Annotated in this window: 12 protein-coding genes; 9 read left to right on the forward strand and 3 right to left on the reverse strand. The window is 43.7% G+C overall.

The window, feature by feature from the left end; genetic code table 11:
* Position 1 precedes the first annotated feature (1 nt).
* Positions 2-1276, forward strand: a complete 1275-nt coding sequence (locus EHO57_RS00540; protein ID WP_246050424.1) for a circularly permuted ATPgrasp domain protein — start codon at positions 2-4, stop codon at positions 1274-1276.
* A 113-nt stretch (positions 1277-1389) separates the two neighbouring features.
* On the opposite strand, the gene EHO57_RS00545 is transcribed toward EHO57_RS00540, so the two are convergent.
* Both EHO57_RS00545 and EHO57_RS00550 read right to left on the reverse strand, forming a co-directional pair.
* The gene (locus tag EHO57_RS00545) at positions 1390-2376 is read right to left on the reverse strand and encodes a sterol desaturase family protein (RefSeq protein WP_246050426.1); all 987 of its coding nucleotides are present in this window, start codon (positions 2374-2376) and stop codon (positions 1390-1392) included.
* Between the two features lie 98 nt (positions 2377-2474).
* Complete coding sequence (locus EHO57_RS00550; protein ID WP_135646841.1) at positions 2475-3116, reverse strand: Crp/Fnr family transcriptional regulator; 642 nt, start codon at positions 3114-3116, stop codon at positions 2475-2477.
* Between the two features lie 162 nt (positions 3117-3278).
* On the opposite strand from EHO57_RS00550, the gene EHO57_RS00555 reads away from it, so the two are divergent.
* From EHO57_RS00555 to EHO57_RS00570, 4 genes are read left to right on the forward strand one after another with little or no spacing between them, the layout of a single operon-like run.
* Positions 3279-3965: a c-type cytochrome gene (locus EHO57_RS00555; RefSeq protein WP_135646842.1), complete on the forward strand. Its 687-nt coding sequence runs from the start codon at positions 3279-3281 to the stop codon at positions 3963-3965.
* Positions 3966-3996: 31 nt separating this feature from the next.
* Positions 3997-5367, forward strand: coding sequence for a cbb3-type cytochrome c oxidase subunit I (locus EHO57_RS00560; RefSeq protein WP_135646843.1), 1371 nt, complete (start codon positions 3997-3999; stop codon positions 5365-5367).
* The gene (locus EHO57_RS00565; RefSeq protein WP_281283343.1) at positions 5364-6176 is read left to right on the forward strand and encodes a CbbQ/NirQ/NorQ/GpvN family protein; all 813 of its coding nucleotides are present in this window, start codon (positions 5364-5366) and stop codon (positions 6174-6176) included. The genes EHO57_RS00560 and EHO57_RS00565 overlap by 4 nt, the downstream gene beginning before the upstream one ends.
* 4 nt (positions 6177-6180) lie before the next feature.
* The gene (locus tag EHO57_RS00570; RefSeq protein WP_135646845.1) at positions 6181-7953 is read left to right on the forward strand and encodes a nitric oxide reductase activation protein NorD; all 1773 of its coding nucleotides are present in this window, start codon (positions 6181-6183) and stop codon (positions 7951-7953) included.
* Positions 7954-7958: 5 nt separating this feature from the next.
* On the opposite strand, the gene EHO57_RS00575 is transcribed toward EHO57_RS00570, so the two are convergent.
* Positions 7959-9197 (reverse strand): NnrS family protein, encoded by a 1239-nt coding sequence (locus EHO57_RS00575; RefSeq protein ID WP_342776425.1) that lies wholly within the window; start codon positions 9195-9197, stop codon positions 7959-7961.
* Between the two features lie 121 nt (positions 9198-9318).
* On the opposite strand from EHO57_RS00575, the gene EHO57_RS00580 reads away from it, so the two are divergent.
* From EHO57_RS00580 to EHO57_RS00595, 4 genes are all read left to right on the forward strand, one after another.
* On the forward strand, positions 9319-9687 hold the full coding sequence (locus EHO57_RS00580) for a hypothetical protein (RefSeq protein WP_135646846.1): 369 nt from the start codon (positions 9319-9321) through the stop codon (positions 9685-9687).
* A 69-nt stretch (positions 9688-9756) separates the two neighbouring features.
* Positions 9757-11124, forward strand: coding sequence for a TolC family protein (locus EHO57_RS00585; RefSeq protein ID WP_135646847.1), 1368 nt, complete (start codon positions 9757-9759; stop codon positions 11122-11124).
* A gap of 10 nt (positions 11125-11134) precedes the next feature.
* Positions 11135-12160, forward strand: a complete 1026-nt coding sequence (locus EHO57_RS00590) for an efflux RND transporter periplasmic adaptor subunit (protein WP_135646848.1) — start codon at positions 11135-11137, stop codon at positions 12158-12160.
* 1 nt (position 12161) lies between these two features.
* Positions 12162-15305 (forward strand): efflux RND transporter permease subunit, encoded by a 3144-nt coding sequence (locus EHO57_RS00595; RefSeq protein ID WP_135646849.1) that lies wholly within the window; start codon positions 12162-12164, stop codon positions 15303-15305.
* Positions 15306-15734 lie beyond the last annotated feature (429 nt).

The following is a 15734-nucleotide window of genomic DNA, read 5'->3' on the forward strand; positions in this document are numbered from 1 at the left end:
CATGAATATGGATATTGTCCTGGCGAATTATCTAAATGAAAACTGCTCTTGTTCTACACTGGATAAGAATCGGATAGAAAGAGGGATAGATTGGATCTCTTCTGTTCCAGAGGAACAGTCCAGTAAATTCTACTCCGAGACCCCTTCCTTCATTTCCACATCGGAACTGAAGCAGATGAGTAATGTTTTGAGAGCCATACGAAAAGCGGTTCAATTGGCCTCTATTCGAAATAAGTTTTTAAAGGGATACTCCGAGTCAAAGAGGAACGAAACAGTCAGTGGCGGCGTTTTTATGAGTATGGATTTTCATCTCACTTCTAAAGGTCCGAAGCTAATTGAAATAAATACGAATGCAGGAGGGGCCTTTCTTCAATGGAAACTTTTACAGGCTCAGGTGAGATGTTGTAAAGCAGTTGCTATGACTCTTCCTAATGAGTCCGAACTAGAGAGACTAAAAGACAAATTCTATTCGATTTTCATAGAGGAATGGAATACCTCCGGTCGCTCTGGGACTCCGAGTCTTATCGCAATCATAGATGAAGAACCCACTAAGCAGTATCTCTACCCTGAATTTGTTTTCTTCAAAGAACTATTTGTATCTAAAGGAATTGGATGTGAGATCCTTTCTCCGGAACAGATTCAGTTGATAGATGGCAGTCTTTTCTTTGAGAATCGAAAGATCGATTTGATTTATAATCGACTAACGGATTTCCATTTTTCCGATCCGAAATATAGGAATATCAAGCTGGCTTGGATTGCTGAAGCGGTAGTTGTCACACCCAATCCTATGGACTACGATCTTTTCGCTAATAAAGAAAATCTTTCCGTATTCTCGGATGCGGATTTTTTAAAAGGGGAGGGATTGGATCCGGAAGATATTGAAATATTAAGTTCTTCTGTTCCAAAGACAATGCCGCTCATTGAAGCGAAGTCGGATGAAATTTGGAAGAATAGAAAGGATTATTTTTTCAAACCGAAAGAAGGGTTTGGTAGTAAGGCGGCTTATTACGGAGGAAAGTTAACGAAGAATAAATTCCAAGAGATCCTTTCCGGGAATTATGTGATGCAGGAATTCGTGCCCCCTTCGGTTCGGACTACTTCTTTGTCAGGAAAAGAGGAAGAGCTAAAGATGGACATTAGAGCTTACATTTATCAAGATGAGATCCTTCTTTTAGCTAGCAGATTGTACCAAGGGCAGACCACGAATTTTAGGACTCCGGGAGGAGGATTTTCTCCATTGTATGTTCTGCCAAATTTTACAGAAATCTTAAACTAGGGTTCTTTGGATCTCAGATTTTTCTTCTTGCATGCATGTAAGGTTTTTGCTTTTCAATTTGTTCTTTGGAAATGCAAAAATTTGCAAGACGCCGGTTTAAGTAAGGTTTTGTTTTAGCGAGTTTTCGGTTTACGGAAGAATTTCTTCACCGGCGCATCTATTAACAATTTCTTAAATGGCAAAAGATAGATCCATACCAGGCTCTTGAATTCTTCTTTCTCCTTCTCGTCCTCGTTGAGTCCGAAAACTAGATTTCGATTTTCTTCTTCGCTTGGAATGTACAAACTCCCCGAAAGAATATCCCAAAAAGCGAATGTAACACCTATATTCTTATTCTGTAAACGGATATCCGTACTGTGATGGATCTGGTGCTGGGCCGGACTTAATAGAATATGACTGAGCCATTTGGGAAACCGGATATCGATATGGGAATGTCGGAGATTTGCGTAAAGATTGAATATAAAGATCCCAGCGTTCACTCCTAAGAAGGTGATCATCCGGATCCCGTTCGGGAAAAGAAACACTGCGATCCCGGTTACGATCCCTGAAAATAAAGCTCCCAAAGAATTCACTAAGATCCCTTCTACAGGATGTACCCGATAGACAGTCAAAGGATTTAGAACTTCCGCAGAATGATGCAATTTGTGAAATTCCCATAAGAAGGTTCTATGTAATAGAAGATGGGCCAAGAATCTTCCGAAATCGTTTGCTAACCAGAAAAGGATCGAATAGAGAATAAGAAAGGAATATCCGGAAGGCGAACCAAGATCGGATCTTCCAAACCAGGAATTGAGATGGTTGCTTACGAAGGCGGAGACAGTTGTAGTCGATAGCACAAAGTATCCGAAGTACAATGCGAACAGGATCGTATTTACGAAAAAGTATTTATAATCCAAAATTGCAGAAGGATGAAGCCAGATCTTTTTGGACAGATTCCGATCCGTATATTCCGCATAACGAAAGTCTTTCTTTGTGATCTTTTGCCAAAGCAAGAAGAAGCAAGTGATGATTCCGGAGCTAAGGAGATAGAGCCAATAGATCTTAAAAGAAGGTGCAAAAAAACTTCGGATCGGATCGAATAAATGGAATAAGATCGCCAAGATTTCCTCATCTCCAAAAAAGAGCGCTCCTCGAAAGAGTCAAATCGAATTGCTTAGGAAGGAATGAGAAATCTCAACTCTGGTTCAATCACTCTCATTCAATTCGATTTTCTAAGTACATGATAGGAAGAGCCCTTTTCCTCAATGAGGCAATCTTCTATAAGGGAGCGGAATGCTCTGCTTACCGATTCGGGAGTGGTGCCTATGAGTGAGGCTAACTGGTATTTTGTAACAGGCAAGGATACAAATCCTTGGTCTGCTCCGGATTCCAATAAGAAGGTCACGATCCTGTCTTTTACGGATAAGAATAGATTCTCCATCATCTTCTTACGAAAATAATTCAGATGTTCTACTACTGCGGAAGAAAACAGAAAGAGTGCTCGATTGTTCTCCGTTAAGAAGGATACGAATTCCTTTCTAGGGTAGTAGATCAATTCTCCGTCTTTTAAGGCCTCGCAAAATCCGGGATAAATGCAGGGCTCCTTGGATTGGAAAATGGGATGGGATGCGATCAATTCTCCAGGAGAGAATACTTTCAGTATGGCCTCTTTCCCGTCTTGGTTTAAGGAGAACACTTTAAACATTCCTGATATAATTTCAAAAAATCCTTGATAAGGTTTTTTTTCTTCGAATATCAATTCACCCTTACGAAATTTTTTAGGGATCCCTATGGAGCGAATTTCATTTTCGAACTCTCGACGGATCTCGGACCAAGGATCGACTACCGTAGCATTCATCATAAAAGTATCTAGACAATCTAACTTTATATTTATATTTTCCGGAATTTTTGCATCATAATTGATCCATATCAAGGACAAATTTTCTGATAAATGTCAGACTTCCTCCGGCTTTTTGTAAGTTGGCAATACTTAGCCTGCTTAATTTCGCAAAAGGAAGAAACAATGCTCACAAAGTTTCAGGCAAAATTATTTTTCCTTATAGGGACATTTATATTTTCCGCCATATTCTTATTTCTAACGTACGATTCGTTAAAATATGTCTATGCGAACCCTTCCGCAAAGACCTTAAGCGACGAGGTGATCAGAGGCAAAGCGATCTGGGAAAAGAACAATTGTATGGGTTGCCATACGATCCTAGGGGAAGGAGCGTATTACGCGCCTGAGTTGACTAAGGTTTACGAGAGAAGAGGGCCGGAATGGATCCGAGTCTTTTTGAAAGATCCTCAGGCCATGTATCCTGGAGAAAGGAAAATGGTGAAATACGATTTTACCGAGGCTCAAATTGGGGATCTGATCGCCTTCTTGAAATGGAATGGAGAACTGGATCTTAAGGGTTTTCCTCCTAAACCTGAATTCAAACCTACCACCCAAACCGTAAGTGCGAATGCGGTTTCTATCGCACAGCCTGAAAAATTCAAACAGATCTGTGTGGCATGTCACGCAGTAGGCGGAGCGGGGGGAAATGTCGGCCCTGCACTCGATACTGTTGGTAAGAAGTTTGATCTGGCGTATTTGGAGAATTGGCTCAGAGACCCGCAGAAGGTAAAGCCTGGGACTGCTATGCCTAAATTGCCTCTAAGTGATTCGGAGATCAAAGACCTGTCTACCTATCTCTCCCAACTAAAATAGATATTACAAATACTAGATAAAGAGTGCGATCATGAAATATAAATCTCAAAAAATAGCCTATTGGTTCTTCGCAACTTGTATGTTGCTCTTATCCTTGCAATTGATATACGGATTCATTATGGGTTTTGCTCGAATGGGATTCGACGGTTTGCACGACTGGATCCCTTTTAATGCCGCAAGAGCAACTCATACGAATCTATTAGTGGTTTGGCTTTTGACCGGATTCATGGGGGCCGCCCATTATATCATTCCTGAAGAATCCGAAAGTGAGATCTATTCGGTCCGACTGGCTTATATACAATTGATCTCTTTGATCGTAGTCGGTGTGGTCTCGATCATAGGATTCCATTTTAATGTTTGGGAAGGAAGGAAATTCTTAGAGATCCCAAGGCCTCTGGATTATCTGGTAGTCGTGAACGTGCTATTATTCCTTTTTAATATAGGAATGACTGTTTGGAAAGGGAAAAGGCATACAACCACCGGCATGGTCTTGTATTTCGGGCTCTTCTCCGCAGCATTGTTGTACTTGCCTGGCATGATAGAGTTCAACAGTCAAACTGTGGATTCTTATTTCCGTTGGTGGGTCGTTCATCTTTGGGTAGAAGGAGTTTGGGAATTGATCATGGGAGGCATCCTTTCCTTCCTTCTCATTAAGTTAACTGGAGTCGATCGCGAGGTGATCGAGAAGTGGTTGTATGTGATCGTGGGCTTAACGTTTCTTTCCGGTATCTTGGGAACGGGTCACCATTATTACTATATCGGGGTTCCTGAATATTGGAAATGGGTCGGAGGATTTTTCTCCATGTTAGAGCCTTTAGCATTCTTGGCCATGGCTATGTTCGCCGTCTCCATGTACAGAAGGAGCGGAAGGAACCACCCCAATACGATCTCCCTTTACTGGACGATTGGAAGTGCGATCATGTCTTTCGTAGGAGCGGGATTCTTGGGATTTGCACATACTCTTCCTCAGGTGAACCTATACACTCACGGTACTTTGATCACTGCGATGCATGGACACTTGGCATTCTGGGGCGCGTATGCGATGATCGTTCTTGCGATCGTTACGTACTCCATGCCTTTGCTCACTGGGCGCAAGTTGTGGAATAATTCCATCGGACTCTTCGCATTCTGGGCTTCTAATATAGGAATGCTTGGAATGACCGGGGCATTTGCCGTGGCTGGGATCGCGCAAGTTTACTTGGAGAGAAAATTCGGATTGGATTTTCTCACGGTACAAAAAGAGATCCAAGTGCATTTTCTTGGGCTCATACTTGCTGCACTCGTTTTTACCTCTGGGATCTTCGCTTTCATCTGGAACTTCATTAAATTTGGGACTCCTACGGACGAAGCATTAGGGGCGGAGACTTCCTCGGGAGATATTCATCTTTCGGGTAGATCTTGAAGTATTTGGAGACCGCATCCGAACAAAATAGTACGGGAAAACTCCCGTACTATAAAAGCACGGGAAATGAGATAGATGTTTTCGAGCATGCTCATAAGAAGAAACTTCCTGTTCTTCTAAAAGGACCGACAGGATCCGGAAAGTCCCGTTTCGTAGAATTTATGGCGGCTCGATTGGGATTGCCTCTGGTGTCTGTTTCTTGTCATGAAGAAACTTCTGCCGTGGATCTGCTTGGTAGATTTCTGATCAAGGGTTCCGAAACCGTATGGCAGGACGGTCCCTTGACTCGAAGTGTCCGCATGGGCGCCATCTTATATGTGGATGAAATTGCAGAGGCAAGACCCGACGTTCTTGTAGCCATCCATCCTTTGACGGATTATAGAAGAGAGATCTATTTAGATCGAAAGAACGAAAGTGTATCGGCACCCGAATCTTTTTTGCTAGTTGCCTCCTATAATCCAGGATACCAAAGAGGTTGGAAGGAACTCAAACCCTCTACTCGCCAGAGATTTATCTCTCTTCAATTCGATTATCCAAACTCGGAAGTGGAGGAAGAGATCTTGGTTGCGGAGACGGGAGCCACTTCTTCCGTTGCCGGTAAATTAGTCAAACTAGGGCAAAAGATCCGCAATCTGACCGAGTTGGGTTTGATAGAATCCTGCTCTACTCGTCTCTTAGTGGACGCTGCGAAATTGATCGTAAGCGGACTACCTTCTCGTCTTGCTTGCGAAGTTGCCATCGTGCAACCTCTTTCGGATGATAGGGATACCGTCCAGGCTCTCAAGGATATTGTTTCCTTGATGATATAGGCAAATGGGTTGGGACGAATTCTTATTCAAACATGTCTATAGATCGGTCCAAAAAGTATTCTCGGAAGAGAAGAAACCTATATTAGAGAAAAGAAAAGTACATTTGTCCTCGGTCAAGGATCGACTTTCCATTCTGGCCAAGTCCCTGACGGGAGAGAATATAGAGATCTTTTCCGCAGAGAGAGAAGGTGGTTTTCAGAATAATGTATTCTTCCTACCAAGCGAATATTCTGCAGGATCTAAAGTAGAAGAGAATATTCATTTTTATATATATAGGATCCTGTATCTGTCCGAACAGAAACGTTTAGGATTGAACTGGAAGCCAGGAGAAGAAAGAACTCGCACGGAATCTCTGCAAAAAGCCTTAGAAAACCACTCCTTCCTCCTGGAAAATCTGAGAAATTCTTATCCTGGCGCGAATGAGTTATTTGATTCGGTGATAGCAAACGAGATTGGATTTAGAAGATTAAACGGACATGTAAAGAATGGAGACGAGGATCTTTCTTTCTTGCATGGGATATGGATGTCTCCTTCTATCCAAGGATCCGGGCCTCGCGATTTAAAGACAAAGGCTACTAAGTCACAGAAAGAAGAGATCCTAACGGAGCTCTCCGGAATTGCTAGAGAGAAGATCCGTACATTGGAAGTGGATCAAAAGTCACAACAAGACTATACTCTACAGCATCAATTCGAGAAAGTAGATACCATTGAAGAATTCTCCGGAACTTGGAGAGATTTTGACGGAACAGATAGTCTAGAGGAACAAAAGGAAGCCCTCCAAGAATTGGATCTTAGAGATACTGTGCGTTCGGACGAGCCGACCCATTCCGTATTTCATACCGAATTCCTATCCGGTTTTGGGATAGCGGAGAGCAATGAGATCCTTTCGGAAGAAAAGCCGGTCCGATACGACGAATGGGATTTCGGAAAACGAAAATATAGGATCGATTATTGCAGTGTGTATCCGAAGAAGTTGATCGAGAAGGACCCTCAGTTTACTTCGAATGTCTTCCGAGAATATTTTTCCACTCTCAACTTGATGCGGTCTAGATTGAATCGATTTGCAAATGAAAGAATGGCGATCCATCGACAATCGGAAGGAGAAGAATTGGATTTGGACGCGCTTCTCGATTTCCACACGGATATCAGATCGGGTCATATTCCTTCCGAAAACGTGTATCTCTCCAAAAGAAAAAAATTGAGAGAAGTTTCTATTTTGGTCCTAACCGATACGAGTCTCTCGACGGACTCCTATGTGGACAACCAGAGGATCCTGGATGTAGAGAAGATTTCCCTGCTTCTGTTCGGACAAATATGCTCCGAGTTCGGAGATCGATTCCAAATGGACTCCTTCTCATCTCGGACCAGAAATCATTGCGATTATTTTTCAGTGAAAGGATTCGATGAAAGTTGGGAAAAAGCAAGGGATAGAATCGGGGCCATGCAATCGAACGGTTATACGCGCATTGGTCCTGCAATCCGACATGGGCTCTCTCAGATCCGTAAGGAAGCCACCTCCAGACGATGGATCTTACTTTTAACGGACGGAAAACCGAACGATTACGATCGATACGAAGGAAAATACGGAATAGAGGATGTAAAGCAGGCAATCCGCGAATGCGAGGTGGCAAATATCGGCCTATTCGCTTTGGCAATCGATAGGCAGTCCAAAAGATATTTGCCAACTATGTTAGGTCTCAGTTCTTATAAGATCCTTCCAAATCCCACTCACTTACCGGAGGCTTTGGCGGATTTCTATATGAAACTGGTCCGATAATTATCCTAAGCTCGAGAGGCTGGCTTTATATCCGCTCGAGGATTTATTAATATTCCTGCATATTGAGTAAGAAAAAAGAAGAAGGCTCCGATCCAAAGAGCGGCAGAAAGAGAATACGCTTCCCTATATCTGTTCCAAAGAGGAAGAAAAACCCGCAAGATCACCGCTAGATTGATGAATACATATCCTAATACGGTGAGTTTGGATGCGCGCATGGGTCTTCCCGTGTGTCCCAAGGAAACCCTTGTGATCATTCCATATACAAAGACTCCGATCGCTCCTGCCGTAAAAATATGATACGCGGAAGAGACTGGAAAAATCCCAAGATGAGAAAGCCCTAAATAGAGAAAACCGGCACTAAGCCAAAAATATCCTGTGTGCAGGATCCATAGGATCGGTACTCGTATTGATTTCCATGGTTCCCAAAAATACCAACGCACAAAATTCAAGAAAGAGAAAGAAATGCAAAAGTATCCTGCATAGATATTCCATTCCGGGATCAGATATGTTCCTGATTTGATCCCCAAAAATAGGAGTCCCCCATATTGAATTGCTTTCTCTAGAATTGGAAATTTTTTGGGACTGGATCCGGCGATCGCTACGGAAGAGAAGAAGGGTAGGATCCTTCCTGCGATCAACAAAATGAATTGTAAGACCGAAAAGACGGACAAATGCACAAAATGCATGCTCCATTCTGTAGAGATCGCTCCTAAGAAAGAGAAGGCCGTAAGAACATGAAGAAAAAAGAATATAGAGTATAAGACTGCTACGATCCGATTGTGTTCTTGTCCTTTTTTAAAGAAGGGAGGAAGAATATAGAAAAGGACTAAAATATCGAAATACAGATCGAATGTCAAAGATGCGTAAGAGACCGCTTGGGAAGGCAAAAAGCAAAATCTTCCCAGGACCCAAAGAGCAAATAAAAAGAAGAGTTCCTTTCCTTGGATCAGGACCGTCTTGGTCCAATTTTGTCCTGCAGTAAAGATAAAACCGACTAAGATCGCACGTGAGAAGCCGAAGACCATCTCGTACGCATGCATTTGGATCCCTCCCACTAGGAAAGGAGAAGGGATCACGGAGAATAAAATGAGGATCCATACGAGTATTGCGAATAACGAATGGAAAGCAGCTCCTAAAAAGAAAGGGCGGAATGCGATCGACCAGAGAGCGGAGCTAAAGAAGGAAAAAAATCTCATTCTTTCATAGTAAACTGGTCCGATCGGTTTGTCTTTGATCTGGATCAAAATGCGATAATTCTCTCTATTCTCTGCTTTTCCGAAGATATACGGTAGTCTTATAGAACCTTGTTGAAATTTTAAGGGTTCCCTTTACGATGACCTTGCTCTGCTTTAAAGCCCAAAGAAAATGCAAAGGTTCGGAAAATTAGGAAACATAAGTGCAAGACTCGGCTTAATCCTGGTCCTCCTGTTGAATTTCTCCTTCATATCTTTCTTCCCGAATACGGATGTAGTAGGGACGCATCATTCCCTCAAAGAGAGCAAGGCTCAGAAGAAGCCTTTGGCAAAGAAATGGATTGTTTTTCCTTCGGAAGAAGAGGAAGGCATCTCTGTTGCTTGGGAAAGTGATTCCACAGAGTACGATCCACAAAGCAGTCTAACGGACTTTTTACTCTACAGGACAAAGATCAGTAATGGTCGTTTCGATCTTTGCTTTTGTCTTTCCGAGACGCTTCTTAGTTTACTGATTGATATTCCCCCTCCCGCGCTAGCATAATTCATCGATTTACTTCTTCGTTCGAAAGTATTCGGCGAAGTTCTCTTAGCTTTAAATAAGGGTGCGTTTATGTACGCTTGCAATATCATTCATCGGAACCAATACATTCTATTTTTCTTTTTACCTATATTCGCTTTTAAGGGTTCTTTAGGGGCAGAGCTTCTGGAGAACGATCCCAAATCGAATATTATAATAACAGAATCTGAGCCAAACGCTCTTCAGAACAAGGGAAGGTCCATTACGCTCCAGGATGCCGAGAGGATGTTCTTACGGAATAATCTATCCTTACTATCTTCTCGCTTAGAAGTGGAATCTAAAAAGGCCGCGATCATCCAAGCTGGACTTTGGGAGAATCCCAGCGTCTATGTGGATCAGAATATCTATAACCAACAAACCAAGCAGTACTTCGACGTAACGAAGAACGGCGAGACCATGATCCAAGTCCAACAGCTTTTTTATATGGCAGGGAAGAGAGATAAAAGGGTTCAACTCGCAAAATGGAACAAGGGAGTCGCAGAACAGATGTTCTATGATACTCTTCGCTCTTTGAAGCTGGAATTAAGATCGAGTTTCTTCCAACTGCATTATTCTAGGAACGCTCTGGAATTCTATGAGGAGAGTATTCCCAGAGTTAAGAATACGATCCGAGGAGCGGAGAATGTGTATAAGAATAGGCAGATCCTTCTCTCGGAGCTTTTAAGATTGAAGTCCATCCTATTCAGGTTGGAGACGGATCGTTCCGAACTGATCAAGAATATCCTAGAAAGGGAGAAGGTCCTGAAGATCCTCCTCAACGAAACGGATCTTTTGGATGTGGAGATCTTCCCTGTTCTTCCCGGGATGGATGATGCGATCTTTTCTCCTTTGGTCCTCGAGCCGGAGCGATTGTTGAATGTGGCTTTAGAGCATAGACCGGATCTGAAAGGATTGGAACTGATCGTGAATGCTGAAAGAGCAAACCTTTCTCTCCAAAAGGCAATGGCAGTCCCGGACCTTACCTTGGGTGGAAGTTATGATAGAGCGGGAAATTATATCAAAGATTATTACGGAGTTACTGTCTCTGTGCCGATCCCGGTTTTTAATAGGAATCAGGGAAATATCCGTGCTTCTGAAACCGCGTTGGCTTCCAAGAAGGCAGAATTGGAAGAAAAGCTATTGTCCGTTCGATCTGAAGTGCGTTCCGCAATGGGAATAGCCAAGGAGAAAGATAGGCTTCTGCAAGAGTATAAGGAGGCCTTTACCAAGGATTACAAGAATTTGTCCGTTTTAATGATAGAGAACTATAAGAAAAAGTATTTAACGATCTTGGAATTTGCGGATTTCTTCGAATCCTACAGCGAGAGTACATTGAAAATGATCCGTTTGCAATCGGATCGCATAGAAGCGGTGGAAGTATTGAATTTCACCGTAGGAAAAACAATTTTTGGCGAGCTTTGATCCTTACAGAATGAATCGAATATTCGAATTTTATAAAGTAAATTTGGAAGGAAGACCGGCTCGCTGGTTGATCCTTTTATTGTTAGGGGCCCTTCTGCTTTGGGCAAACTCTTGGTATTCCGCTTATAAGCTTAGACAGGCTTGGAAAGAGGAATCGGATCGCAGTCCCAAGACCGAACAAGGAGGCGAGAGGATCACCTTTCCTAAGGATTCTCCCGGACTGGCCAGAATTTCCACGTTGGTCGTCGGAAAAGGAGATGCTGTCTTCTCTGTCGTAGCGCCTGCCAGAGTGATTGCAAGCATTAAGACTTCGGTAAACACGGGAGAGAAGATCATACTCTTCGATTCGGGGGAGACCACTCAGCTCTACGCGGAATATAAGAGAAGTAGGGCAGTCACTTCTAAAGCGCTGAAGGACCTGGCTCGGGTCCGTGATATGTATGTGAACCAAGCTGCGACCGGAAGAGAGGTCACAGAGGCGGAATCCAACTACGCGATAGCGAAGGCGGAGAGTGCGGAGACGGAATCTAAATTGAGAACGATCGGGTTCAATCCTAAGGAATTGGACTCCGTATCCGGATCCACTCTATGGCTGATCTGTGACGTACCTGAATCCAGGCTGAGCGAAGTGCAAAAGGGAGAAGAGGTGAAGATCCAATTTCTCTCTTTCCCCGGAAAGAATTTCCTAGGAAACGCAGAAGCAGTAGGCGAGGTGGTCGATCCCGCGTTGCGCGCGGTAAAGGTCCGAGTTACATTAAGAAATCCGAATGAAAAGATCCTGCCGGGAATGTATGCAAGAGTGGATTTCGGGGACCCTAGGACTTCCGTCATCGCGGTCCCTAACCAGGCGATCATCACGGTAGACGAAAAGAATTATGTATTCGTCTCCGAAGAGAACGGTGTTTTTACAAGAAGAAGGATAACGATAGGGACTTCCGGAGAGGAGAAAACGATCATTACCGACGGTGTTTCTTCCGGAGAAGAGATCGTAACAGACGGTGCCATGCTGCTAAAGGGATTGAGTTTCGGGTTCTAATATGATCGAGAAGCTGATCTCATTTTCTTTGCATCATAGAGCTCCTAGTATTATACTCGCGATCACCATCCTTTCTTTCGGAGCTTGGTCTTGGATCGAGATCAAGAAAGAGGCGTATCCGGATGTAGGAGATACTCAGGTAAGTGTGATCGCGCTTTTCCCTGGAAAGGCAGCCTTGGAAGTGGAACGAAGAGTGACCCTTCCCCTCGAGCGGGAATTGAATTCTGTTCCCTACGTATTGACTAGAAGATCGAAAACTATTTTCGGATTAAGCGTTCTACAGCTTGTCTTCGAAGAAGGCGTTAGCGATTTCATAGCAAGACAATTGGTCCTGGAAAGATTGAGAGATGTGGACATTCCCGACGAAGCGGAGGTCTCACTTGCCCCTTTGACCGGACCCGTAGGGGAGATCTTCCGTTATACCCTGGAAGGTACGGAAGACTTTACTCCTATGGATCTGAGAACATTGCAGGATTGGGTCGTGATCCCAGCCTTAAGACAGGTTCCTGGAGTTGCAGACATTATCAACTTCGGAGGATTGCAGAAACAGTATCATATCATCACCGATCCGGGGAGATTGTATCGATATGGACTCACACTTTCGGATATTTTGGACGCTGTGAGATCCAATAATCGGAATACCGGAGGAAATATTCTAACAAGAGGCGATCAGGGATTCGTGGTTCGAGGATTGGGAGCGATCCAGAATGTGGACGATATCCAGAACATAGTCGTAACCGCAGTCAAAGGAACTCCTATCTATATTAGTAATCTTGCATCCGTCGAGGAATATCCTAGGCGGCCTGACGGGATCTTCGAATACGTTATCCGACATCCTGTTACGGGAGAGATCCGCTCGGGGACTTCCAGCGTGCAGGGGATCGTAGCGATGAGAAGGGGAGAGAACCCTTCCGAGTTGATAGAGAGGGTGAAGGCAAGGATCAAGATCTTGAACCAAACGGGTCTTCCAAAAGGAGTCAAGATATCCGTTACATATGACAGAACGGAATTAGTCCAGTACACTGTTCGAACAGTATATAGGACTTTGTTCGAAGGAGTGAGCATTGTAACCCTTGTGTTGATCTTCTTTTTGGGAAGCGTCCGTTCCGCTTTGGTAGTTGCCTCTACCATCCCGGTATCCTTGCTTTTCGGGTTTTCCATGATGAAGCTGACCGGGATCCCTGCTAACCTGCTCTCCTTGGGGGCCATAGATTTCGGGATCATCGTGGATGGAGCCGTGGTCATGGTGGAGAATATTTTTAGAAAATATTCCGAAGCCAGAGCCCAGAGAAAAACAAAGATGGGATACGCAGAACTTTTGCAGATCACTCATGATTCTTCCTTGGAAGTGGGAAGAGAGATCTTTTTCTCGATCGGGATCATCATATTCGCCTACCTGCCTATCTTTACCTTCCAAAGGGTAGAAGGAAGATTATTCTCTCCGATGGCGTTCACTCTTTCCTTCGCTATCTTTGGAAGCTTGCTGCTTACACTTACTGTCATTCCTGTGTTGATGACATTTATCTATCGAACTAAATTAGAGAAGTACGATGGCAAACCGTTAGAAAGCCAAAATTTTATCTTCCTTAAATTACGCGATTTCTATGGGAATCTACTCGCTAGCAGACTCGGCTCTGCTCGGAAAACGGTCACTTATTCCATTCTTGCGATCGTTCTAATATTAGGATTTAGTTATTATAAGATCGGTACGGAATTCCTGCCGGAGCTGGACGAAGGGGCCATAAATATCAGAGGCTTTTTCCCGGTTGGAATGCATTTGAAAAGCGGCGAACAATATATGGGAACCGTAAAGGAAATATTATTAAAGAACGAACAAGTCTCCGAGGTGCTGATCCAGTTGGGAAGGAACGACGAGGGAACGGACCCGTACGGACCTAATCGAATGGAGATCCTCGTTGGATTGAAGGATTATGAACTTTGGAGGGAGAAGATACCCAAGGCGGAACTCTTGAAACGCATCAAGGATTCCCTTTCTGTAAATTTGCCCGGAGTACATTTCTTATTCTCTCAACCTATTATAGACAATGTAACCGAATCGGTTACGGGCAGCGTATCCGATCTGGCCATCTTCGTGAACGGAGAGGACCTACCTCTTTTGAGAAGCTATGCGGAGAAGATCCTAGAGATCGTGAAATCCATTCCTGGCGCCACGGAATCCGGGATAGAGCAAGAAAGAGATCAGGCACAGCTTACCATAGAGATAGATAGAAAAAGATCGGCTCGATTCGGGATCAATGCAAAGGATATCTTGGATACCATAGAGGCTGCGATAGGCGGAACAGACGTAGGTGAATTGTATGAAGGAAATAAACGTTTCGATATCCTTGTGCGATACACGACCGACTTTAGATCTTCCATTGAACGAGTGAAAAATCTTCTGGTCGCTTCTCCTTCCGGAGGAAGGATCCCGTTATCCGAATTGGCCTCCGTAGAATTAAAGGATGGGCCAACGATCATCCAGAGACAGGATGGGAAGAGGCAGATCTCGATCCGAACAAACATCCGAGGAAGGGACCAGGGTGGATTTGTAAAGGAGGCAAAAGATAAAGTAGAAGCAAGCTTGCAAGTTCCGGAAGGAGTTACGATCGGTTGGGGCGGTCAGTTTGAGAACTTATCCAGAGCCGGGAAGAGGTTGCAGATCGTCATCCCAGCTACCTTATTCTTCATCTATTGCTTTTTGTTTTTGATCTTTAAGAACGGAAAATATGCGATCCTTGCCATGTCCGGCATCCCGATCTCCATGACGGGTGGGATACTCGCACTTTTACTTCGAGGAATGAATTTTTCCGTTTCTGCAGGAGTAGGTTTCGTATCCTTATTCGGGATCTCTACTATGACCGGTGTCTTATTCGTTTCCAGAATGATCCATCTCTTGAAAGATAAAGATCATCACGATCCTGAAAAGTCGGTATTGCAAGCGGCTTACTTACAGTTTAGGCCCAGGTTGATGACCGTGTTACTCGCTCTTCTGGGTCTTATTCCTGCGGCAACTGCGTCCGGGATCGGTTCGGATGTGCAGAGACCTTTGGCAACTGTGATCGTTGGAGGGCTTACGCTGGAGTTATTTACTTTGATCTATCTGCCTTGTCTCTTCTATCTTAGTATCCAAAGAAAGAAGGTCTAACGGAAAAGCAAGAGATCCGGACTGAAAAGATTAGAGAAGAAGTACTTCTTTGGACGGTGGTAAATAAGTTCGCGAAAGATCGCTTTGTTACGGAAGATCCGAGTAAGAGATCTCGGTAAATTCTCCCCAGAATTCTTGGTCCCTCTCGAAAGGATTCAGATATGCCGAATCTGTAAGAACTAAACGTCCTTCCGTAGAAACAGATTTTATAACCGATTCTTCGGTTTCATTTTGTTTTTCTAAGGACGGGTCTTTCTTGTTCAACATAGGAAATTAGACGAAGAGATCCCGAATTTCTTTCCAAAAATTCGATTTTTAGTCCGGATCCGAAGGAAAGAAATTTATTCCTTTAGAGATGAGGACCAGGGTCTGGAATTTCTTTCCAAACCCTGGTTCCATTTAAGTTTCGATCCTTTTCACGTTATCCCT

This window comes from Leptospira langatensis (assembly GCF_004770615.1).
In the GTDB taxonomy this organism is placed as follows: Bacteria; Spirochaetota; Leptospiria; order Leptospirales; family Leptospiraceae; genus Leptospira_B; species Leptospira_B langatensis.